Annotated in this window: 16 protein-coding genes and 2 tRNA genes; 10 read left to right on the top strand and 8 right to left on the bottom strand. The window is 66.7% G+C overall.

The window, feature by feature from the left end; translation table 11 throughout:
- Position 1: 1 nt before the first annotated feature.
- The gene (locus QZ149_RS04605; protein WP_291450095.1) at positions 2 to 811 is read left to right on the top strand and encodes an anaerobic ribonucleoside-triphosphate reductase activating protein; all 810 of its coding nucleotides are present in this window, start codon (positions 2 to 4) and stop codon (positions 809 to 811) included.
- Positions 812 to 928: 117 nt separating this feature from the next.
- Positions 929 to 2,179 (top strand): sodium pump decarboxylase, encoded by a 1,251-nt coding sequence (locus QZ149_RS04600; protein WP_291450094.1) that lies wholly within the window; start codon positions 929 to 931, stop codon positions 2,177 to 2,179.
- A 178-nt stretch (positions 2,180 to 2,357) separates the two neighbouring features.
- Here QZ149_RS04600 and QZ149_RS04595 read toward each other — a convergent pair whose 3' ends face one another.
- Complete coding sequence (locus tag QZ149_RS04595; protein ID WP_291450093.1) at positions 2,358 to 3,506, bottom strand: acyl-CoA dehydrogenase family protein; 1,149 nt, start codon at positions 3,504 to 3,506, stop codon at positions 2,358 to 2,360.
- 252 nt (positions 3,507 to 3,758) lie between these two features.
- On the opposite strand from QZ149_RS04595, the gene QZ149_RS04590 reads away from it, so the two are divergent.
- Positions 3,759 to 4,364: a LytR C-terminal domain-containing protein gene (locus QZ149_RS04590; RefSeq protein WP_291450092.1), complete on the top strand. Its 606-nt coding sequence runs from the start codon at positions 3,759 to 3,761 to the stop codon at positions 4,362 to 4,364.
- Positions 4,365 to 4,469: 105 nt separating this feature from the next.
- Here QZ149_RS04590 and QZ149_RS04585 read toward each other — a convergent pair whose 3' ends face one another.
- The 6 genes from QZ149_RS04585 to pgm form a co-directional block, all read right to left on the bottom strand.
- Positions 4,470 to 5,717 (bottom strand): phosphatase domain-containing protein, encoded by a 1,248-nt coding sequence (locus QZ149_RS04585; protein ID WP_291450091.1) that lies wholly within the window; start codon positions 5,715 to 5,717, stop codon positions 4,470 to 4,472.
- 283 nt (positions 5,718 to 6,000) lie between these two features.
- Positions 6,001 to 7,218 (bottom strand): MFS transporter, encoded by a 1,218-nt coding sequence (locus QZ149_RS04580; protein ID WP_291450090.1) that lies wholly within the window; start codon positions 7,216 to 7,218, stop codon positions 6,001 to 6,003.
- 140 nt (positions 7,219 to 7,358) lie between these two features.
- Positions 7,359 to 8,885, bottom strand: a complete 1,527-nt coding sequence (locus QZ149_RS04575; protein WP_291450089.1) for a multicopper oxidase domain-containing protein — start codon at positions 8,883 to 8,885, stop codon at positions 7,359 to 7,361.
- A complete protein-coding gene (locus QZ149_RS04570; protein ID WP_291450088.1) occupies positions 8,878 to 10,176 on the bottom strand; it encodes a hypothetical protein in 1,299 nt (432 codons plus the stop codon). Before QZ149_RS04570 ends, QZ149_RS04575 begins: the two co-directional genes overlap by 8 nt.
- Complete coding sequence (locus tag QZ149_RS04565) at positions 10,173 to 11,513, bottom strand: hypothetical protein (RefSeq protein WP_291450087.1); 1,341 nt, start codon at positions 11,511 to 11,513, stop codon at positions 10,173 to 10,175. The genes QZ149_RS04570 and QZ149_RS04565 overlap by 4 nt, the downstream gene beginning before the upstream one ends.
- 472 nt (positions 11,514 to 11,985) lie before the next feature.
- Positions 11,986 to 13,662, bottom strand: a complete 1,677-nt coding sequence (gene pgm / locus QZ149_RS04560) for a phosphoglucomutase (alpha-D-glucose-1,6-bisphosphate-dependent) (protein ID WP_291450086.1) — start codon at positions 13,660 to 13,662, stop codon at positions 11,986 to 11,988.
- 253 nt (positions 13,663 to 13,915) lie between these two features.
- On the opposite strand from pgm, the gene QZ149_RS04555 reads away from it, so the two are divergent.
- The 3 genes from QZ149_RS04555 to QZ149_RS04545 all read left to right on the top strand — a co-directional run bounded on the left by QZ149_RS04555 (position 13,916) and on the right by QZ149_RS04545 (position 15,715).
- The gene (locus QZ149_RS04555) at positions 13,916 to 15,256 is read left to right on the top strand and encodes an AGE family epimerase/isomerase (RefSeq protein ID WP_291450085.1); all 1,341 of its coding nucleotides are present in this window, start codon (positions 13,916 to 13,918) and stop codon (positions 15,254 to 15,256) included.
- Positions 15,257 to 15,459: 203 nt separating this feature from the next.
- Positions 15,460 to 15,549 (top strand) — tRNA-Ser (locus QZ149_RS04550).
- A 76-nt stretch (positions 15,550 to 15,625) separates the two neighbouring features.
- Positions 15,626 to 15,715: transfer RNA gene (locus QZ149_RS04545), tRNA-Ser, on the top strand.
- Between the two features lie 985 nt (positions 15,716 to 16,700).
- On the opposite strand, the gene QZ149_RS04540 is transcribed toward QZ149_RS04545, so the two are convergent.
- Entirely contained in the window at positions 16,701 to 18,164 is a 1,464-nt protein-coding gene (locus tag QZ149_RS04540) for a L,D-transpeptidase (RefSeq protein WP_291450084.1), read from the bottom strand.
- Positions 18,165 to 18,368: 204 nt separating this feature from the next.
- Here QZ149_RS04540 and QZ149_RS04535 point away from each other — a divergent pair, with 204 nt between their 5' ends.
- Genes QZ149_RS04535 through QZ149_RS04520 form a run of 4 tightly spaced genes read left to right on the top strand, consistent with a single transcriptional unit; the run spans position 18,369 to position 22,088 of the window.
- Positions 18,369 to 18,785 carry a DUF4418 family protein gene (locus QZ149_RS04535; RefSeq protein WP_291450083.1) on the top strand — a complete coding sequence of 139 codons (417 nt, stop codon included), beginning with the start codon at positions 18,369 to 18,371 and terminating at the stop codon, positions 18,783 to 18,785.
- Positions 18,786 to 18,795: 10 nt separating this feature from the next.
- The gene (locus QZ149_RS04530) at positions 18,796 to 19,674 is read left to right on the top strand and encodes a DUF6273 domain-containing protein (RefSeq protein WP_291450082.1); all 879 of its coding nucleotides are present in this window, start codon (positions 18,796 to 18,798) and stop codon (positions 19,672 to 19,674) included.
- Positions 19,671 to 20,861, top strand: a complete 1,191-nt coding sequence (locus QZ149_RS04525; protein WP_291450081.1) for an FtsX-like permease family protein — start codon at positions 19,671 to 19,673, stop codon at positions 20,859 to 20,861. Before QZ149_RS04530 ends, QZ149_RS04525 begins: the two co-directional genes overlap by 4 nt.
- A gap of 21 nt (positions 20,862 to 20,882) precedes the next feature.
- Positions 20,883 to 22,088, top strand: a complete 1,206-nt coding sequence (locus QZ149_RS04520) for an FtsX-like permease family protein (RefSeq protein ID WP_291450080.1) — start codon at positions 20,883 to 20,885, stop codon at positions 22,086 to 22,088.
- Position 22,089 lies beyond the last annotated feature (1 nt).

Below are 22,089 nucleotides of genomic sequence, written 5' to 3'. Positions count from 1 at the left end.
CGTGAGTCCGTCCCTGAATGACGAGGCCGGGGAACCCCGGAAGGGCGCGCTGAGCCTGAGCAGCCCCGGCCTCGTCGGGGGGCGGGCATCGCGCGAGTGGACACCGGACGACCTGCAGATCGCGGGCCTCGTCCCCATGTCGAGCGTGGACTGGCCCGGCAAGTTCGCGGCGTCCCTGTTCCTGCAGGGGTGCCCGTGGGCGTGCCCGTACTGCCACAACAGCGCGATCATCGACCCGCGCATTCCGGGCGTGGTCGCGTGGAGCAAGCTCGAGGACCTGCTGGCGCGCAGGCGCGGCCTCCTGGACGGCGTCGTGTTCTCTGGAGGCGAGGCGACCCGCCAGGTCGCGCTCGGTGCGGGGATGGCTCGCGTGCGCGAACTCGGCTTCGGCGTTGGCCTGCACACCGCGGGTCCCTACCCGCGTCGCCTGGCGGACCTGCTGGGCGCGGGCCTCGTCGATTGGGTGGGCATCGACGTGAAGGCGACTCCTGAGCATTACGAGGCCGTGGCTGGCCGGAGCGGTGCCGGCGAGCGGGCGTGGGAGTCGCTGGGCATCGTCCTGGCGCACCCCGAGGTGGACCACGAGGTTCGCTTGACCGTCTACCCGGACGGTCCCGGTGACGGCCTGGAGGTTGCGAAGAAGGCTCGCGCGATGGGTGTCGAGTCCTTCGCTCTACAGCAAGCGCGAAAATTTGGCACACCGGAAGGTTTTGAGGCCTCGCGCGCCGGATGGGATGACCAGGTGCGCGCGCTCGCTGCCGATATTACGGCGCTCAATTTTGACACATTCGTCTTACGATGCGACTTGTAGGTATTTTGCCAAATGACAGGGTACTATCGTGGTCAGAAAATACCGCAAGTTTTCACCTGTGGCGCGCACGCGCGGTATTGTGTAACGACCGCGTGACCGATGAAGTCTGGAGCACCGATGGCAGAAGAACTGCATTTCGAGAATCCTGCGGCGGCAGCCCAGGACCCGTCGACCGACGCCGAGTCGCTGCGGCAACTGGCGTACCGCTACCCTGAGCTGCGTCCGCTAGTCGCCGCGCATCCCCATGCCTACCGCGGGCTGCTGGAATGGCTGCACCAGTTCAACGACCCGCAGGTCAACGCGGCGCTCGAGGCGCGCGATGACTACGACGGCTACATTGACGCCAACGGCTGCCTGGTCATGCGCGGTGACGTATCCGGTGCCGTCGCGGGGTCAGCGATCCGCACCTCCGAGTCCGGCATGTACGTGCTGGGTCAGGGCGGCGTGGACTCCTACTCCCAGATTGAGCGCACGACCCCCTACAGTGCGGTGGCGGGCAAGAACTTGCCGGTCCCGCAGGTGGACAAGCGTGAACAGGTCGTCGCCCAGGTGCAACGCCAGTCGATCATGGGCGGCAAGGCCTCGCAGGATCCCGAGGCGACGGCGGTGTACCCCTCTCCCGTGACCAGTTCGACCTACCCGACGACCGCGTCCTCCGCCACGGCCTCGTCGAGTACGGAATCCACCGCGCAGATGCCGCGGGCCTACACGCCTACACCCGCCGCCCGGCAGCCAGCGCAGGCGGCGCAGCCCGCGGCCGCGACGGCACCGAGCGGGCGTCGCCCGTTCCCGATGATGACGATCGTGCTCGTCAGCCTGGGTGTCGTCGCGGCGATCCTCCTGGGCATCGTCATCTTCGTGTTCACTCGCGGATACGAGGGACCCACGGGCGGTTCGTCTCCGATGTCGTCGGCGTCCCCCTCGGAGAGTCCGAAGCCATCGGCGAGTGCTACCACGACCGAGGCCGTGAAGTACCCGGTACCTGCGGGAGCCGTGAAAGTCGATAGTTTCACGATGCCTTCGCGCAACATCACCTGCTCCTTCGCGGATGACGGCGTGACCTGCGGTATTGCAGAGAGCAACTGGGCCGAGGAAGGCTACCCTTCCTGTTCCGGCGGAAAAGTCGGCGTCCTGAAGGCCACGAAGGACTCCGCGACCCAGTCGTGCGAGTCCTCTATGCCGTCGGGCGGCGAGACCGTCGCGCACGGCGTGGCCGCCGCGAAGGGTGACTACGCGTGCCGCTCCACGGCCGACGGCGTGACCTGCTGGAACACGAAGTCCGGCAAGTCCTTCGCCTTGGCCCGCGCTGGCTGGATGACCGGCACGAACGGTGAAATCACCCCCGCGAATTTCGCATGGAATCAGTAGCCTGACGCGCTCGCAGAGACGGACCCCCGAGGAAATTCTCGGGGGTCCGCCTGTCTCTCACGCAGGATGAGACCGGCGCATGCTCGCCGGCTCGGGTGTGCTTCGGTGCTTCCTCAGTGGGGCGTCCCCGGAGGACACCCGAGGGCTACGCACGGACCCCGGCCTCGTCCCTGGGAGGCTATTGAGCCTTCTCGATGGGTCCAAGGATCAGGTTCGCCCACGCGGCGTGTAGGGACTCCTGGTCGGAGGGCTGGAAGAGGCCGGCGAGCGCGTCGCGGTACAGGCGCGAGAGCTCGTGCGTGTTGTAGTAGGCGCTGCCGCCGCACGCGCGCATTGCCTGCTCGACGGCGCGCAGCGTGGCTTCTGCGGCCGCGTTCTTCGCGGCGGACAGCTGGGGCATCCAGGAGCGGCCGCGGTCCACGCCAGCGTCGATGTCGCGGGCAAGCTCGCGGATCTGCGGGCCGACCGCGTTCATGATGAGGGCGGCCTCTGCGATGCGCCAGCGGATGTCGGGGTCGTTGGAGTAGGTCGTCTGGTTCTTCACCGAGCGGCGCGTCGCCACGTGCTCGGCGGCGACCTCGACGGCGCGCTCACCCACGCCCTGGTAGGTGGCGGCCAGGAGGATCTCGAAGTGGGAGAAGATGCCGAAAATGACGGGGTCGGCGCTGGGACCGGGGTCCGTGATCGTCAGGATGCGCTCCTCGGGCACGGTGACGCCCCGGAGGAGGGTGGTCATGGACTGGGTGGCGCGCATGCCCAGCGTGTCCCAGTCGTCCTTGATTGAGTAGCCCTCGTCAGAGCGGCGGACGATGCCGAACACGGACTTGGGGCCCTCCTCGGTCTCGGCCCGCCCGAAGATCAGCAGGCGCGTCCACACGGGGGATAGGGATGTGAAGATCTTGGTGCCCTCGAAGGAATAACCGCCCGCGTTGTTCGCGGTTGCGCGCGTCGTGGAGCCGAAGAGCACGAGGTCGTTGCCGGGTTCGGAGATGCCGAAGCCGAAGACCTCTCCTGCGACCGCGTCGCGCAGGATTTGCTCGCCGCGCGCGTTGCCGTGGGCGACCAGGTAGCGCCCCAGGCCGACGATGATCTGGTGCATGTTGATGCCCAGCGCCGTGCCGGGCGCAGCTTTGGCGAGCGCCGTCTGTTCGGCGGCGATCTCGGTCAGGCTCAGGCCCGCGCCGCCGTATTCGGCGGGGACGAACGCGGCGAGGTATCCGGCGTCGCGCAGCTCCTCCAGGTCGGCTTCGGGGTAGGCGTTGTGCGCGTCCGCGTCGGCGGCGCGCTCGTGGATGCGGGAGAGCAGGTCGGTGTCCAGGAAGCTCATCGCGGTCCTCTTTCGTGGTCGGTGCATGGACGAGGCCGTGGCCGCCTCACGCTCGAACCGCACGCCGGGTGGGCGCTCTGACCGCGCATTCGGGGGTCCGCGAGGCGGGCTGCGCGGCGATTCTGGGCGAGGACGGGAGCCTGCGCTTAGGGTGTCCTCACTGTATCGCGGAGGCGGGCGCGGGCGAGATGTAACGCTCCCGACGGGGCGTTGTCTGGCCTCAGACCGCCCCTATTCGATAGTGTTGAGACCGTGAGTACACCGAACGAGCCCATCCACACCCTCACTCCGCGTCAGCGATTCCTGCGCGAGCGTCAGGAGCGTCAAAATCTGACGTTCGCGATCGTGAGCGTCGCGATGATCGTCATTGCGGCGCTAGCGGCCCTCGTGTTCTCGGGGATCGTGTCGATTCCTTTCGGTAACAGCTTCTCCGCGAAGGTTAAGTACGCCGAAGTGGGCGATATTCCCTGCCCGACGGCGGATTCGAAGCCGGTGGCCCCCTCTCAGGTGTCGGTCACGGTCATCAACACGACTCAGCATCAGGGCCTGGCCTCCAAGGCCACGGACATGCTCACAACCGCCGGCTTCCAGACGGAAGAACCCAAGAACGATGACATCGAATATACGGGCAAGGTGCGCATTACCGCCGGAGTGAACGGTGTCGACAACGCGTACTCGGTGGCCCGATTCTTCCCGGGTGCCCACGTGCGCCTCACTGAGGCGACGGACTCCACCGTCACGGTCGAACTGGGCACGTTCTACGACGACGCGATGAGCGCCGAGGACGTCCAGCGAGTCCTGAAGTCGACCGACCCCATCGAACAGCCCGCGAAGTGCCGCCCGATGTCCGGCTCCTAAGCGCGGACGCACGAGCAACGCGGAAGGCCGCCCCTCGGGGCGGCCTTCATGCGTCAGAGCGGTCGGGCACGGCTTGTTTCACGGACCGTTTCACGGTCCGGTCCCTCAACGGTGGGAGAGCGGACCGGCTGTGCCCCGGCCTCGTATATTCTCCAGCAGTGCGTAACCGTTCGACCCGTACCAGACGGGCACGCGCTCGGGTACAGTCCACAGCGCGTCGGGGACCATGGCCTCGAAGCTGCCGTGCGACATGAACTGCTCGATCTCGGAGAGAGAACGGATCGCGATTCCGGCCACGCAGTGCGGAAAATCGCGTGCAAACGCGGCGTAGATTTCGGGGTCGCGCTGCCCGTCGTCGCCTACCAAGAGCCAGCGCACGTGCGGGAACATGCGGGCCAGGCGGCGCAGTTCGCGACGCTTGTGCTCGGGGCCGGAGCGGAACCAGCCCGTGTTCGACGGGCCGAAGTCCGTCATGAGGAAACCGCCCGCCGGGTACCCGCTGCGCTCCAGGAACGAACGAAGCGTCGGCACAACGTTCCATGCGCCGGTTGACAGATACATGATCGGAGCGTGCGTGCCCTCCGGGACCCCCTCCGACGAAGCTGAGGACATCGTCAGCGTCGTCAGCAGTTCCGCCATGCCGGGGACGGCCTCGCGTGAAGAAACGCGATCCAGGAACGCGTGCCTGGCCGCTGTGACCAGTCGCGGGAGCATAGACACCATGACGGTGTCGTCGATGTCGGAGACCACGCCGAAATGCTCGTCATCGGACACGATGCGTAAGCGCACGCAGGCGGGGCGACCGGCGCGGATGCGACCTTTGCGGGGGCGCTCGTACATCGCCGAGGGCGGGGCCGGCAGCGGGGTCGCCGTGCGCAGGGTGGTCGCGAGCTTGGCGGCCGTCTCCTCGGACATGCCGAGCGCACGCACGTCGCCCGCGTGAAGGACTTGGATGGTTGCGTTATGCCAGCCGGGGTCGAGGCCGTGGCCCAGCACCGTGATGTCGACGAATCCACCGCGATCCGCGAAAGCAAGCCGACGCGCGTTGCCGACCGTGACGAGCACGGGCTGACGAGGGACCTGCGCGTTGAAGAACTGGCGCCATCCTCGGCGGGTTTGCAGCCAGGAGCGGGTATCGTCGCCGCGCGCCATGAGGACGCGGCCCAGGATACGGGCGCTGCGCTGGGAGCCGATCCCCCCGAAGCCGACGACGCCCGGGTAGAACCAACCTTTCGACATGGCACCGACCAACAGTGTGGACGCGAACTCGCCCGCACTGGCGGTCAGTGCCAGGGCGAGCGAGGGAGACTCGTCATCGATGAGAGGGGGACGGAACAACATCAGGCCAATCATAGAGCCAATGCACCGGGGAAGCGCAAGCTCCGGAGCGACGGAGCCGCAGGTACCCTATGACAGTCTGACCGCATAGTCAAGACGAGTGTCGTGCGCTAGTTGCGCGCCTGTCCGCTGCGGTGCGGGCCTCGTCGTTGAGCAGCTGTCAGAGGGGACGTCATGATGCGGCGTCACGTGTTTGTGACCGCGGTTGTTCGCTTTATGAAACGGAGGCCGGGCACGATTCTCGGGCTGGTGCTCCTGCTGCTAGTCGGTGTGGGGGTGTGTAGCCGCGCTACGCCGCTCAGTCGAGGGGCAGCGGTGGCGTCGGTTGAGCTTCGCTCTTGCGCAGTGCGGGCAGGCCGATGAGCATGAGAACGACCATCGCCCACCCGGCACCGGCCATGGTCAGTAGGCCGCCGCGCGCGCCGATCGAGTCGATTGCGGGCCCGGCGATCGCCGTGCCCAGGGAAGTGCCGAGGTTGATCGACGTCGACATCCAGGTCAGGCCCTCCGTGAGCTTCGCGGGGGAGACGGATTTCTGAATGATGACGTTGACGTTCGTCATCGTGGGGGCGCAGGTGAGGCCCGTGATGAGGATGACGGCGGCCATTGTCCAGATGTTGAAGGCCACGGGGAAGAAACTCATGCCGATCGCCATCAGGATCACACCGAACACGAAGAGCTGCCAGGTGGGTCGTCTCCACGTGCGGGCACCGTACACGAGCGCGGCAGACAGCGAGCCGATCGAGAAGAGCGCCAGGAGGATGCCGCCGAGCGCGGGGGCACCCAGCTCCTCGGTGAAGCTGACCATCGAGACCTCCATCGCGCCGAACGTCGTGCCCATGCCGATGTAGGTGGCTGCCATGACGAGGACGACGGGCTTGCGGATGACGGATTCGCGCGGGGCATTCGGGTCGTAGGGAATGATCGCGGGCTCGGAGGAGCGCCGCGACAGGAAGAGCGTGCCGCCCACAGCCAGGGCGACGATAGAGATGGCGAGGCCGGTGCCGGGGTGTAGGGCAGTGCCGAGGACCGTGGAGAGCACGGGACCCACGATGTACACGAACTCATCGACCGCGGACTCGAGGGCGTAGGCGGTCGTCAGCTGGCCCGGCTTGTGCAGGATCGTCGACCAACGCGAGCGCACGAGGGCACCGGGCGCACCCCACGTGGCACCCGCGAGGGCAGCCGGAATGAAGAGCAACCATTCGGGGGCGTGCATGAAGACGGCTGCGACGAGGCCACACATCGACAGGGTCGCGATGACCCACGCGGGACCCATGACGCGCAACTGTCCGTGGCGGTCGACGCGGCGCGCGAGGATTGGCGCGCAGATCGCCATGACGATGATGTTGACGGCTGAGACAGCGCCGGCCAGCGTGTAGTTGCCGTACTCGGCGCGCACCATGAGGATTGTCGACAGACCCACCATGGACATCGGCAGACGCAGAACCAGCCCGGCAGCAGAAAACTTCCAGGCCTGACGGTAACGCAAAATGTCGAGATAGGTACCCAGCATCCCACTATTTTATCGTCGGTCGGAGGACGGCAGCGCCGGTTGCAATGGGGCGTAGCTAACCCCCTTCCGCGCGTGAGAGTGGGACGCAGCCACGGCCTCGTCGATGAGGGACGAGGCCGTGGCCGGGAGAGCGAAAAGGCTCAGTCACTCACCTCGAAGACGCCGGTCTGGCCCTTTTCCGCCAGGGAGAGAGCGTGGTTGACGAAAGAGTAGTGGCCGGCCTCCAGCGGCGTGAACTCGACGAAGCCGCCCTCGGCGGCACCCAGGGAGAGGACCTGTCCCCAGCCGCCACCGCTACCGCCGCCGCGGATCACGTAGGCGCCCTCGCGCCACACGGTGTCGAACTGGGTGCCCACGACGTGGAAGGTGGTCGCCAGGTTCGGACCCGCGTCCATGACCCACACGCGCACGCGCTCGTTGGTCCTGATCTGGATGGGGTGGGCCTTGTACTGGAAGGGCACGCCGTTGAAGGCCATCGCATTGGGCTGCAGGGCCGACAGAAGTGAGGCGTCGGCGCTCTGCCCGTCCGCGCCCAGGTAGAGCTCGGAGGCGATCATGACGTACTCGCGATCAACCGTGTCCAGGTCGGTCGGGTCGATGACGACAGCACCGAACATGCCGTTCGCGATGTGCATCGACATCGGCGCGGTCGAGCAATGGTAGAGCCAGATGCCCGCGTTCTTCGCGACGAAGGTGTACTCAAGGGTCTGCCCGGGCTCGATCGAGTGCATGACGTTGTCGGGAGCGACGAGGCCCGCGTGGAAGTCCAGCGAGTGGCTCATCGTTCCGTTGTTCACGAGCGTGATGTGGAAGGTGTCGCCGATGTGTCCGCGCAGGATCGGTCCGGGGGCGTCCCCGTTGAAGGTCCACGTCTGGCGGGTCAGCGTGTCGGTGACGTTGGTCGTCTGCTCGGTGACCGTGAACGTGTAGGAGCGCTCGGTCTCGCTTGTGGCCGGCGGTAGGACTGGGTCGCGCGGGGTGATCGTCGCTGCGTAGTCCGTCAGGGCCGTCGGGCTGGCGGGTCCCACGGCGGCCTCCTGGCCGTGGTCGTGTCCCGCGTGGCTGCCGTGGCTACCCGAGGCCGAGGCCCCCGAGGAGGACGAGGAAGCGCCCGTTGCCTGCACGTGCAGGGTCATACCCATCTCGCGGTGACCCGGCAAGGAACACCAGCCCTCGACGTCCCCGGAGATGATGCCGAGGTCCAGCTCTTTCGTCTCGCCGGTGGCGAGCGACCCGGAGGATACGCCCGTCTCGAACACCAGATCGTGACGCTGATCCCCCGAGTTCGTGAAGTCGATGATGAGGCGGTCGCCAGCTGGCACCTCGATGTGGTTGGGAGTGAAGGTCATACCCTCGACGCCCACCGACACGCGGGTCGTGTGCCCGGTCGGCGTCACGGACGAGGTCGTGGCCGCGGTCCCCGTTCCCGTGCCCTGCGTAGTGGGCGCGGTGGGGTTGGACAGGAAGATAGCGAGGGCAAGCGCCACGACGGAGACGACACCGATGATTGCGCCCGCCGTGCGGCTTACGGGCGAGTGGTCGCCCGCAGGACTCATGCGCAGCTTGGGGACTCCCGTCGCACCGCCCTTCGACTCTGATGCCTTCGGGACGGGTGTCTTCGGGTTCTTGCCTCCCGACGGCGACGCAGACAGGTTCAGGTCAGCCACGGCGGCCTCCTTGCGTGGTGGTGGGGGATTGGGCGGCGCGCTTGGCACGCGCCTGGGCCACGCCACAGCGGGCCATAAGGACGATGTCGACGACGTAGGTGGCCAGCAGGACCACCCACGCGGCAACGGTAAGGCGCTCGGCGGGGATGCCGCCAAGTGACACGACGGAGAGGGCGAACACTGCGGCCACGTTACGCGCCGCCTCCCGGATGGGAGCCCCGGCCTCGAGCACGCCGACCCCGACGCGCACTGCGGATGGGCCACCGCCGATAACGACGGGCATCAGGTAGGTGAGCGCGCCGACGAAAAGCTGGCCCAGCCCGGCCGCGCCGAGGATCGGCAGCCACGGCAGGAACGCCGCGCGCAGGCCGGTCGCATCCACGGCCTCGAAGGCGCGCAAGGACGCCCCCGCGCCCGCGACGAGAATCCAGGCGGCACCCAGCATGAGGGACCACGCCCCGTACTCGGCCGGACCCTTCACCAGCGCCGCGCGAAGGAGCGGAACACCCACGCCCAGCGCCGCCGCACCCACGACGACCAACAACCCCACGGAGGCCACGCGCATCGACCCCGTCACAGCTCCCGTTCCCGCGACGAGCAGCGCAGCCACCCACAGGGGCAGGGCACTCGTCGCGAAAGACACGGCCAGCGGATCCATGCGCGTGCGCATCGCCGTCGGCCCGAGCGTCACCAGGGTCCCGCCCATCGTCAGGCCCACCCAGCCGGCGACACCCGCCAGCGCATGGGCGACCGTCAGACGATCCCGGGCCGAGGCCAGCCACGCGGGAGCATCCGCGTCAAACATAGCCACCGTCACGAAACCAGCCAGCGTCGCGCCGACCACCAGGAAAAACGCCGCCGCAATGTAGTAACGAATAATCACCGCGAAACGCGACGCCAGGCGCTCGCGGGACGCGGTGAGCAGCGCCCACCCGTGCCAGGCTGCGATCACGCCGACCGCGGTCGCACCCGTGACAGTCGCGTGCCACATGCCTGACCACATGCCGCCGATGAGGAGCAGCAGGGAAAGGTTGAAGGCGATGATGCGCACGGTGTTGTCACGCCCGGCGCGCCGATCATCCGGGGCCAGGTGCGCGAGGGCACGCGTGAAGTACCAGGACCATTGGAAGATCCCGTTCGACAAAACGCCCAGGGTCACCAGGTGGATCATCGTCCACAGGTTCTGCGGGATGCGGCCTCGTGCGACGATGGTGACCGTAGCGGCAACGGCCGCCACGCACATCCACACCGTGGTTACGCGGTCGGTGCGGGGGACGCGAGGCTTGCTCATCGAACCTCCGTTCCGCCCGAGGAAGCGGGAACAGCGGAGGGGGAGTCGGCCTCGTCGATGATCCTGCTCTCACGCGAGGCAGCGCGTGCCCGGCGAATCGTCACCGTCAGCGTCGTGGCGACGAAGAGAAGCACCCCCACGACCCCGAGTGTGCCGCCCAAGCGCCACGGGTAGGCAGCCTCGCGCGCGCCCGCGAGAAGGCGCAGGAGGAGGGAGACTTGCAGGAACGCGAAGGGGACCCACATGGCGACGTGGTAGGGGACTTCGCGCCGCGCGACCGCCGGGATGATGACGGGCGCGTGGGCCAGCAGCATGGAGACGACGAAACCAATCGTGATCGCGTGGACGCCGGCGTCGTAGCCGTACCCGTCGAAGGCTGGGGGTGCGACGATCCACATCAGCGCGGGCACGAGCGCCCACGCATACCCGCTCAGCATGCACACGGCGGCCAGGCGCGGCAGGCCCTGCATGCGCACGGTGCCGCGCGCGACGTCGTGCCACGCGGTGTCCACCATGAGGGCACCGAGTGCAAGCCCGATCAGCGGATACCCGACCGTGGGGGAGTAGAGCGCGACGGTCAGGCCCACCATGAGGGCGGTACTCTCGGCGGTGATGCGCCGCTCGGTGGAACCCGACGCGAAGGCGAGACGCGCGAGTTCGACGCGCTCGCCGATGATCGTGACGATCAGGAAGGCCAGCCACCACGGCACCGCGCGCGGCGTCTCGAGGCCTCGCCACCACAGGAGGACGCCGCCCAGCCCGATGAGCGCGCCTATCACCTGGATGAGGACCGCGTGGGTGGCCTGCCTGCGCGCCCACACATAGCAGTAAATGGCGCTCAGCGCCGCCATGCCGAGCGTGATGAGGAAGCCGGGCATCATCCGCTCGGGCGCAAATCCGCTCAGATGGGCGGCCAGGAAGCGCGGGATCGGTAGGCTCGTGAGCGTGGCGTGCGCGCCTTCGTTCACGGAGATGACGATCGCGCTGATGCCGCCGGCCCCGGTCAGCAGGGGAGCGGCGTACGCCCACGCGCGCCGCCCGTCGGATTGCAGGGCGACCGCGCGCTCCAGGCAGATCGCGGTGCCCAGGAACCCGTAGATCATGAGGAGCCCGTGCACGGTCCCCAGGCTCGTCGAGGCGATGGGAGCGAGCGCTCCGAGGCGCACGAGGGAGGCGTCCAGGCCAGCGAGCAGTGCAATACCTGCGAGGAGAAGGAAAGCCAGGCGCGCCTTGGGAAGGGAGGGGTTCGGCGGACTCGTGCGTGGTTTGCTTGACGAGGCTGGGGCGTGCTCGCGCGATCTGCCGTCGCGGGCGGCAGGGCTGGGTGCCTCGCTCATGTGGGCGCTCCTGGTGTCGGTGGGCGGCGTCGGCTCACCGACGCGTCGAACTACCACCACGGTAGCGGCCCGTGCCCCATATTTCTATGGGCAATCGCCGTGAAAATTCTCCCCGCTCGCCTACTGAGCCCAGCGGATAGCACGAAACCCCCAACCCACAGGGAAGGGGGTTTGCAGGACGTGACTTCAGCTTGCCGCTCACGAGTGAGCTATTACAAGGCTCTGGTTCGTCAGGTTTCGAAGTCACCAATCATCCGAAGATGAAAGGCCCATGTCAGCCCTTGTCCTGCCCGTCAGTTTAACAGGCCGGATGGTGCCATCGCGCCTCGTCGGCTCAGCGCGTTTCCCCTGTGATTGCGTGGGTTCTGGCGTGACCGTCGGCGGTGGAGTCGGCGCGACATGACAACGGGGGTAGCGCTCACACACGTGAGCGCCACCCCCAGCAACCCGCGTGAGCGGGCAGCGTCGAGAATCAGCCGTTCAGGGCGTCAGACACAACCTTCTTCGCGGCCTCCTGGACCTCGGCCAGGTGCTCGGCACCCTTGAAGGATTCCGCGTAGATCTTGTAGACGTCCTCGGTGCCCGACGGGCGAGCCGCGAACCACGCGGACTCGGTCGTCACCTTCAGGCCACCGATGGGCGCGTCGTTACCGGGAGCGCGCACCAGTTTCGCGACAATCGGGTCGCCGGCCAGCTCAGTCGCGGTCACGTCCTCGGGAGACAGAGCCGCGAGCTTCGCCTTCTCCTCGCGGGAGGCGGCAGCGTCGATGCGAGCATACGCGGAGGCGCCGAAGCGCTCCACCTGCTCCTCGTGCAGCTGCGAGGGTGTCTTGCCCGTCACGGCCAGGATCTCCGAGGCGAGCAGCGCCAGGATGATGCCGTCCTTATCGGTCGACCACACGGTGCCATCCTTACGCAGGAACGATGCTCCCGCGCTCTCCTCGCCGCCGAAACCGACGGCACCGGACAGCAGGCCAGGCACGAAGTACTTGAAGCCCACCGGCACCTCGATCAGCTCGCGGCCCATGGCGGTCACGACGCGGTCGATGAGCGCGGAAGACACCAGGGTCTTGCCCACGGCCGCGTCCTTGCTCCAACCGGGACGGTGCGTGAACAGGTACTCGATGGCCACAGCCAGGAAGTGGTTCGGGTTCATCAGGCCGTCAGGCGTGACGATACCGTGGCGATCCGAATCCGCGTCGTTGCCGGTCGCGATGTCGTAGGGGGTGTTGCCCTCGGCGTCGGGGGTCATGGCCTCGCGCAGGGACGCCATCGCGTAGGGCGAGGAGCAATCCATGCGGATCTTGCCATCCCAGTCCAGGGTCATGAACGGCCACGCCGGGTCGACCTCGGGGTTGACGACCGTCAGGTCTAGGCCGTAATACTCGCCGATAACCGCCCAGTAGTCGATGGACGCGCCACCCAGCGGGTCCGCGCCGATACGCACGCCCGCCTTACGGATGGCCTCAATGTCGATGATCTGGTCCAGCTGCGACACGTAGAAGTCCAGGTAATCGAAAGGCTTCACGTTCGGGTCGTGCAGCAGCTCAGAGCCGGTGACGCGGGGAACGTCCTTCCACTCGCCCGAATCCAGCAGCTCGTTCGCGCGCGCCGCGATCCAGCCGGTCGCGTCCGTGTCGGCGGGGCCGCCGTGAGGCGGGTTGTACTTGAAGCCACCGTCGCGCGGCGGGTTGTGGCTGGGGGTCACGACGATGCCGTCAGCCAGTCCGTCACCCTCCGTGCGCAGGTTCGCCGGTGCGCCGTTCGCGCCCAGAATTGCGACGGACACGGCGGGGGTCGGCGTGTAGGAGCCGCGCGAATCAATGCGCGTGTCGATGCCGGCGGCTGCGAGGACCTCCAGGGCGGTGCGCCACGCGGGTTCACTCAGGGCGTGCGTGTCACGACCGATGAACAGAGGCCCGTTGATGCCCTGCGACGCGCGGTACTCGATGATCGCCGCGGTGATGGCGATGATGTGCGCCTCGTTGAACTTACCGTCCAGCGAGGAGCCGCGGTGGCCCGATGTTCCGAATGCGACGCGCTGTCCCACGTCGGTCGGGTCGGGAACGATGTCATAGTAAGCGGAGATGACATCGTCGACGTTGATGAGGTCTTCTGGAAGGGCACGTGTGCCAGCTCGATCATGCATAAACACAGTGTTGCACGTTACGTCCACTTCTGTGTAGGTCCGTCCACGCCGTGAAACACGACATCGTTTCATCGTACGTATACGAGGCCGGGGTCGAGTATGCGTAAAACTGCAGGTCAGAGCGTGACTTGTCCCGGCCTCGTCCCTGATTGAGGAATGAACGTGTGGACGTATTCCCAAATGGGGAAAGGAACGTCTATCCTATGAGAGTTCGGTCACCGCAGACCGTGGCTGTTTTGGCAGGAGGAACATCGTGGGATGGTTTGATTCCATCGAACATAACCGTTGGCTGAGCGCCAACATGCAGGCGCTCATCGAAGAGGCCGAGGGGTCCATCGTGGCCACCGGTTTCGCACACCTGGACGCCGATGGCAAACCGGACCTGAGCCGGTCCATTGACCTGGCCGTCACCGGGCGCATGGCCTACATCTTTTCCCTGGGGGCTCTCATGGGCCTGCCCGGCACGCGCCGCTACGCCGACCATGCTGTCAAGTCGCTGACCAAGTACTTCACGGACCCCGTCAACGGCGGCATGTGGTACCAAATCAAAGCTGAACCGGACGAGGAGGGGCATGGTGTCCCCTGGGATGAGGCCTCCCGCGTTAAGTCTCAGTATCACACCGTCTACGCGCTGCTCGGTGTCGCTGCCGCGACCGTCGCCAACCGACCCGGCGCACACGAGCTGCTCGAAACCATGCTCCAAGAGCAGAAGGACTACTGGATCGACGACTACGGCCTCGTGTGGGATCAGTACGACGAGGCTTTCACCGAACCCGTGCCCGTCCATGCCCTCGGCACCCTCATCCATACCATCGAGGCCTACATGGCCGCCGCCGAGGCGACTACCGAACCCGAATGGCTGGATCGCGCCGAAAAGATGACGGCCTTCGCGTACAAGGTAGCGTCCAAGAACAACTGGCGCATCCCCGAGTACTACGACGAGGAATGGCAGCCCAGCCTCGAGGCCGGAAAGCTCTGCAACGACGGACGCCGCTACCACGAAGGCTACGTCACCGGTCACTCCATGCAGCTCGCGCGCTTCGCGCTGCAGGTGCGCGCTGGCCTGCGCTCCACGGGCTGGGCCGTACCCGACTACCTGATGGAGCTGGGCACTGAACTTTTCGAGCGCGCCCGCGTCGACGGCTGGCGTCGCACTGACGGGGCCCCCGGCTTCTCCACTGCCGTCAACGACCAGGGCAATCCCGTCCCTGGCGAAGACGAGCACCAGCAGTGGGTCGTCTGCGAGGGCGTGTGCGCGACCGTCGCCGTACGCCGCGCGATGCTCGATGACGGGCATCGCATCGACGAAGTCGAGCACTTTGAGCACTGCTATCGCTCCTTCGTGGACTACATCCACGATTACCTCATCGCCCAGCCGGGCCGCTGGATCCGCCGCCTCGGTCCCCACAATGAGAGCGTTCAGCCCGCCAAGTCCTCCCGTTGGGATGTCTACCACGCGATTCAGGCGATGCTTGCGATCCGCGTGCCGCTGTGGCCTCCGACGGCCCCCGCGCTCTCGCGAGGCCTCCTCGACCACCCCGAGGAGCCGGCACCCGACAAGAAGTCCTGGAACTTCTTCGGCCTGCGAGGCTGATAGCTGCGATTGGGACCGGACCCGGGGTGCGTGCACCCCGGGTCCGCCTCTTTGTTCACGCTGCGCGGTGAGCGCTGGAGTGATCCCTCAGATGTGGTGTGCGCTCGACCCAGTCTCTCCCTCTGCCGCAGGGTGGGCGGTGCCTGTGCCCGTACCGTCGGCTTCGCGTGTGTGAGTCTGTTCCTGTAGGATGAGGCAGGTCTGGAGGGCTGTCTGAGTGGCCGAAAGAGACGGTCTTGAAAACCGTTGTGTCAGCAATGGCACCGGGGGTTCGAATCCCTCGCCCTCCGCCATGCCGATGCGCTTTCGGGTGTGTGCAGCGGGTGCAGTTCGCGTTCGTAGCAAAAATGTCCTAAAGTAGTCGGCACTGGAGACGTCGCATAGTCCGGTCGAGTGCGCCTCCCTGCTAAGGAGGTAGGGGTGCATAGCCCCTCGCGGGTTCAAATCCCGCCGTCTCCGCTCCCTGCCCCGGGATTCCCTTGGAATCCCGGGGCTTCGTCGTTGCCTGTGCTGCTTGCGCGGGTTCTGGGTGCGGGGTGGATGTGCTTCCTGCGGTGCCCTCCATGTGGACGGGCCTGGAAGGCTCCGGGTTATAGGACACTAGGGTTATAGGGCACAACGTGTTGGTTTTGTGGTGACTTTTCGGCTTGTTGGTGCGGGAAAGTTTGGTGTTGTAGGTGGTCGTGTTTGTCTCTTTCCTGTCACTGTTGCATCGTGGGCGCGTGTGTCTGCCCAGCCTTTGCCGTCAGGGGGGATGTGTGCCTGGCGGGACTCGGTTCAGGCTTCGGTGGCCAGGTTGGGGCGAGGGGAGGATGGGAAATGAACAGGCGGTTAGAGCACCGGATGAAGCCCACAACGTGAGCTAGCTGGGACTGCGGGTAGGATCCTGTGCAGACCCGTGGGTGGAGGCCGTCGCGTTCCTGGATTCGCCCAAATCGCAGACCACCTCACCCAAAACAGCCCATTTTTGCCATTTTTTGGCGAGGTGGTCTGCACTTTGGGCGTGTGTGGCTGCCCCATGGTCTGTGACCGATCATCCGCGTGCGACAACGACGTGGGCTCCAACGTGTCCTGCGTATCAACCAGCTGTCTCGCATGTGGGTCGCCTGTTGCGCACGTTAACCCGCTGTTCCGTACGTGGGCGGTGTTGCCCAGGCTCGGAATAGCGGGTCCACGTGCGGATGAGGGCTTACGTGCGCCGGAATCGCGACGGCGAAGCGGGCTGCGCTGGCAAACAGGTGGCACAACGGTGCTCGGGGTCGCAAGGGCGCGGCCAGCAGCAACGCCGACGCCGAGGCCGTAACAGTAAGGCGGGTCGTAACGGCAAAGTGAAACCACAATGGCGAGGCCGGGACTGGGCCCTGATATCCGGAAGGCTAGCCCCGGCCTCGTCGCGCTGAGCGATAGGCCGCCGGTAAACCGTCAGTAGACTGTCAGCAGACCGTCAGTAGACCGTCACGTAGGTCCCCGATGGGATTGTGTCGTGCAGCCACTTTGCGTCCTCGTAGCGTAGGAGCACGCAGCCGTGGGAGACGTGTCCGCCGAGGGTCCCGTCCATCACGGTCATGGTGCCCTCGTAGTAGAGAATCGAGTGGAACAGGTAGTCGCCGTAGAACTGGGTCCACCAGTACGCCGTGTACCCGTGCCCGAAGGAGGAGCCTCGGTTCTTGATGGTGAAGGTGCCGGTGACGGTCGGGGTGGAGGACTTGCCGACGGAGCAGGGCATGTCGGTGAGTGGCTGCCAGGAGTTCGCCGCCCAGTAGAACGTCATGCAGTGTGGGGCGCTCGTGTCGACGACGACCAGGTAGTTCGTGGGACTGTAGAGGGTCTTCGCGTAGTTCCAGTCGGCCTCGAAGCCGGAGCGGCCGGACACCCAGAAGCCGTCCCACCGGTCGAAGTAGTTCCAGCTGCCGTTGACCATCGCCCAGGCGGTCGCCATCGCGCCGCCGGAGTCCGGCCTCAGGTAGTACCACTTCGCGCCTTGCTGCAGCCAGCCGGTGGCCATGGCCCCAGAGCTGCCCAGGTAGTACCAGGAGCCGCCGTCGCTGACCCAGCCGGTGCGCATGGCACCGCTGGCGTCCGCGTAGTACCAGGTGCCGCCGACTTTGAACCATCCGGTGGCTATGGTCCCGGATTCGCCTAGGTAGTACCAGGCCCCCGCCCATACCCACGTGGACGTGCTCATCGCGCCGGAGGCATCGAGGTGGTACCAGGTGCCGTCGACCTTGGTCCAGCCCGTTGCCATCGCGCCGCCCGCGTCCGGGTTCAGGTAGTACCGGGTGCCGCCGGAGACCTGCCAGCCGGTGACCATGGCTCCGGAGTCGGATAGGAGGTACCACGAGCCGTCCCGGTACCAGCCGGTGCGCACGCCGTTCTCGGTTGATGCGTACCAGGTGCCGTCGGGCGCGCGGTACCAGCCGACCGGAACGAAGCCGTCGGCGTTGAAGGCGTAGCGCACGCCGCCGACCTCGAAGACTCCGTCCTTGAGCCATGTGCCGTCGGGACTCTCGTAGCGCCAGCCTTCGGCGTGGTGCACCCACTGGGAGGTGACGGGTGCTGGGGGTTCGGGTTCGGCGGGATTATCCGGCGCGGGTTCGGCGGGGTCACCCGGTTCGGGCTGCGCCGGGTCGGGCGTCGGGGGAGCGTCGTCCGACGAGGCCGGGGTGTTCTCGGGCGTCGCGGGGGTGGCCCGGTCGGGGGTGGCTTCGGGCGAGGCAGGGGGTGCCTCGGGCGTGGCTGGTGCGGCGGGTGCGCTCGCACCTGACTGTGCGCCTGATTGTGGGCCGGATTGTGCGGCGTCGTCGGCGTCGTCGGCACCTGCGGCTGCGAGGGGGAAGAGACCGACGCATGCGAGCGCGGTCACCGATGCGACGATGCATCGGGCAAAGCGGATGTGAATCCTCTTCATGATGACACCTCACTGGTGGGGGATGTCTCAATCTTAGGTCCTTGGGGGCCTGGTGGGGGCGCGTGCGGTCGGTGCGTGGGGGTTCTTTGAATGTCTGAGTCGCGGGTCGCGTGCGAGGGTAAAGCGTTGTGTTCCTGCGTAAATGAGGCTTATGATACTTTTATAAAGTTCGTCAATGCTTGCTTGCCCCTAAGGAATGAACCCATGTCCAAGAAGGACGTCGTCATCCCCCTCGTGCCCGCAGCTCTGAGCGCCCTGCTCCTCGCCGGAGGAGTTACCGTGTTCTCGGCCTGCGACCCCAGGCCGGACGGCTCGTGGATGCAGTGTCACCAGTGCCAGAACAGTGTTGTGGCCAGTTCGGCGGGCCTCGTCGTGTTCTTCGGAACCGCGGCTTTCGTCAAGAATAAAGGTGTGCGCCTGGCCCTCCAGGCACTCTCGTTGATCGGCGCGATCGTCGTCTTTTTTATCCCCGGCGTCATTTGCCCGCTGTGCATGATGAAGACGATGCGCTGCCACACGGTGTTCCAGCCCTTCGTGCGCATCATGAGTGTGCTCGTCGCTGGTGGCGGCGTCGCGGCCCTGGTGCACACGTTCAAAAAGGTTCGGGCCTCTCAGGCCTGACACTAGAGCGGTGACACGCGCCCGCCTGTCCCAGGCATCCATCAAGAAGGGGGCCGTCGCACTTGCGGCGGTTTTCCTCGCGTTGACCCTCGGTTTCGTGGTCTACAACCATCAGCGCGGGGAGCGTTATGCGGAGGCGGTGCGCCTGGCCGAGGCCGGGGACGCCTCGGGCGCGTACGCTATCTTCGTTGGGCTTGGGGGCTACGCGGACGCGGCGCAGCGCGGGGCGTGCCTCGTCGAAAAAGACCCGGCAGTGCCCTACCGGAGGGCGGCCAAGGGGGACGTAATCGACTTCGGTTCCTTCGAGCAGGACGGGAACGAGGCGAACGGACCCGAGCCGATTCAGTGGATCGTGCTCGAGCGTTTCGATGATCGCCTCCTGGTCCTCAGCGCCGACGTGCTGGAGGCCCGCCAGTACAACCACGTGCCTTTCCAAGATGTCACGTGGGCTGACTCCGATCTGCGCGCGTGGATGAACGGGGACTTTTTCGCCTCGGCCTTTACTCCCGCCCAGCAGGGAATTATCCCCTCCGTCCTCAACGAGAACGCGGACCAGTCGATCGCGGGGACTCCGGGTGGCGCGCCTACGCAGGACCGCGTCTTCGCGTTGAGCGAGCAGGAGAGCGGCGTCTACCTGAGCGGCAGCGCGAACCGATCCGATATCGGTGCGGCACCCGCCAGCCAGGCCGCGGCCTCGGGTCCCCTGGCCGTCAGCGAGGACGGGACCGCCGACTGGTGGCTGCGCTCGCCGGGCACCTACGCCTTCGCCGCGCAATACGTCGATACCGCGGGCACTCCGCTGCCCAGCGGCGCGAACGTCGACGTCCTCTACGGGGTGCGCCCCGCTCTGTGGATCGATATCGCCGAGGTCGGCGGAGGTCAGCAATGACGCGTGACCTCACGCTGCGCCTCGTTCCCGTCAAGAACATCCGGGCGCACCCGGTGCGCGCCGCGATCATCCTGGTGCTCGCGCTCGCCCAAGCGGCGTGCGTGTTTGTTGGCCTCGTGGCGCTCGACGGCATGCGCGCGCAGCTGAGCCTGGCCGAGCGCAGGCTTGGTGCCGACCTCGTCGTCTACCCGACGACCTGCCTGAACCAGGTCGATAAGAGGCAGCTGAGCATGCTCGGCACCCCCGCCCAATGCGACCAACCGCGCGCGGCCCTGTCGCGCATGGACGCCAACGAGGACATTTCGGCCGTCACCGTCCAGCTCGCCATCGCGGACACGCAGCCGGACGGGACGCCCCTGTGGATCGTCGGTTACGACCCGGCGACCGACTTCGTTATCTCCCCGTGGATTGCCGAGGGTGAGGGGACAGCGCCCCCGGCGGGGACCGTCGCGGTCGGTGCCGCCGTGCGCCAGGATCCGGACGGCCAGGTCACGCTCTTCGGGAAGCAATGGCCGGTCGGCGCACACCTGGAAGCAACCGGCACCGACACGGATACCATCATCTTCGTCACCATGGACACGCTACGCCAGGTCATCGCAGCCTCCACCGAATCCGGCGTCGACGCCTACGTCTCCCTGAACCCCGACCAGGACTACACGGTCGCCCTCGTGCGGGTCACCAATCCGAGCGACGTCGGCGCAGTGACCGAGTGGATCAACCTCTACGTGCGCAAAGTGACCGCCGTGCGCTCCGATGTCGCTGTCGCAGCCACGGCCTCGGACGTGAGCGCCCACCGAAGCGTCCTCCTCGGCATCCTCGGTGCCGCCTGGCTGATCCTGCTCGCAGCCCTCATGGTCGCCCAAGCCACCCTCATGAACGAACGTCGCCACGAAATATTCGTCTGGCGATCCATCGGAGCCTCACGCGCGACCATCGCCCGCGTCATGACCGCCGAATCCCTCATCGTCCACGCGGCGGGCGCGCTCGCGGGCGTCGTCGTCGGAGCCGCCGCCCTACCCCTGCTCGGTGATGCCCCCGCGCTCGCAGCGCTGACCACCCCGGCCAGGTCGGCACCCCTCGCGCTCATGACCGTCGCCCTGCTGGTAGCCTTCGGCGTGGCCGGAACCCGCCTCGCGCTGGCGCGGGTAAGCCGCGCCGCGCAGGGAAACAAGCTCGCGCCGATCTAGGCGCACGACAGGAGGACACACATGCTTTCGCTCGCGCGACTGCCCTGGATGAACCTGCGCGGCTACCCGGTGCGCACGGGGACCCTCGTGGTCTTCTCAATGCTCATGACGATGGCGATGTTCGGCGGGACCATGCTGGTGTCGGGTATCGACCGGGGCCTGCGAACCGTTGAGTCGCGCCTCGGCGCGGACATCATGGTGACGCCCGCGGACGCCGACGACTTTGACCCGCAGGCGTTCCTGGTGGGTGCCGAACCCTCCTACTTCTACATGGACGAGGCCACCCGCGACCAGGTCGCCGCCGTCGACGGCGTCGAGGCCGCGTCCGCCCAGCTTTTCCTGGCCACCGCCCGCGCCTCGTGCTGCTCGGGACGCTACCAGGTCATCGCATTCGACCCGGCGACGGACTTCACCATCCAGCCGTGGATCTCTGACACGGTGGGGGCCTTGGACCTCGGCGACATGGAGGTCATCGTCGGCGCGAACGTCGGCGTGGCGGACCCGGAGAAATTCTCGCTGTTCGGCAACAAGCTGCGCGTCGTCGCCCAATTCGACACCACCGGATCGACGCTGGATAACGCGGTGTACGCCAACTTCGATACCGCGCGCATCCTCATCGATTCCTCCCTGGACAAGGGCCTCAACAAGTACACGACCCTCGACACTGGCCACATCATCTCTTCGGTCATGGTGAGGGTTGCGCCCGGCCGTGACGTCGATGCGGTCGCCGCCGACATCCAGGCGAGTGTGCCCGGGGTGAGCGTGACGACCTCGATGACGATGGTCAGTGGCATCGCGCGCTCGCTGGAGGCGACCTCGCGCACGGTGACGGTGCTGGTGGCGCTCGTATGGGGCGTGGGCGTGGCGATGATCACCCTGATCTTCGTCCTGATGATCGTCGAGCGTCAACGCGAGTTCGGCACGCTCATTGCCCTGGGCGCGCATAAGGGCCTGGTCGCGCGGATCGTCGTGTCCGAGTCCGTGGCCGTGAACGCGGTCGGCGCGGGCCTGGGCGTCCTCGTTTCAGGGGTTCTCATCACCTCCTTCTCCGGGCTCGTGAGACAAACAATTGGCCTGGGGTTCCTGATCCCCTCCCTCCCCGTGATCACCAGTTTGGCGGCGGGGACTGTGGCCGCGATGGGTCTGGTCGCCCTCGTATCATCGTGGATAGCGCTGCGCGCCCTGAATACGGCGGATGCCAGCGCCCTACTCAAGGAAGGCGAGTGAC

The sequence above is a fragment of the Actinomyces sp. ICM47 genome (genome assembly GCF_905369875.1).
Lineage (GTDB): Bacteria > Actinomycetota > Actinomycetes > Actinomycetales > Actinomycetaceae > Pauljensenia.
This window is presented reverse-complemented; position numbering and strand designations above follow the sequence as displayed.

Coding starts and splice junctions, on each gene's coding strand:
- QZ149_RS04600 (WP_291450094.1), top strand. CDS start 929: ATGGCAGAAGAACTGCATTTCGAGAATCCTGCGGCGGCAGCCCAGGAC.
- QZ149_RS04595 (WP_291450093.1), bottom strand. CDS start 3,506: ATGAGCTTCCTGGACACCGACCTGCTCTCCCGCATCCACGAGCGCGCC.
- QZ149_RS04585 (WP_291450091.1), bottom strand. CDS start 5,717: ATGATTGGCCTGATGTTGTTCCGTCCCCCTCTCATCGATGACGAGTCT.
- QZ149_RS04580 (WP_291450090.1), bottom strand. CDS start 7,218: ATGCTGGGTACCTATCTCGACATTTTGCGTTACCGTCAGGCCTGGAAG.
- QZ149_RS04570 (WP_291450088.1), bottom strand. CDS start 10,176: ATGAGCAAGCCTCGCGTCCCCCGCACCGACCGCGTAACCACGGTGTGG.
- QZ149_RS04565 (WP_291450087.1), bottom strand. CDS start 11,513: ATGAGCGAGGCACCCAGCCCTGCCGCCCGCGACGGCAGATCGCGCGAG.
- pgm (WP_291450086.1), bottom strand. CDS start 13,662: ATGCATGATCGAGCTGGCACACGTGCCCTTCCAGAAGACCTCATCAAC.
- QZ149_RS04540 (WP_291450084.1), bottom strand. CDS start 18,164: ATGAAGAGGATTCACATCCGCTTTGCCCGATGCATCGTCGCATCGGTG.
- QZ149_RS04535 (WP_291450083.1), top strand. CDS start 18,369: ATGTCCAAGAAGGACGTCGTCATCCCCCTCGTGCCCGCAGCTCTGAGC.
- QZ149_RS04525 (WP_291450081.1), top strand. CDS start 19,671: ATGACGCGTGACCTCACGCTGCGCCTCGTTCCCGTCAAGAACATCCGG.
- QZ149_RS04520 (WP_291450080.1), top strand. CDS start 20,883: ATGCTTTCGCTCGCGCGACTGCCCTGGATGAACCTGCGCGGCTACCCG.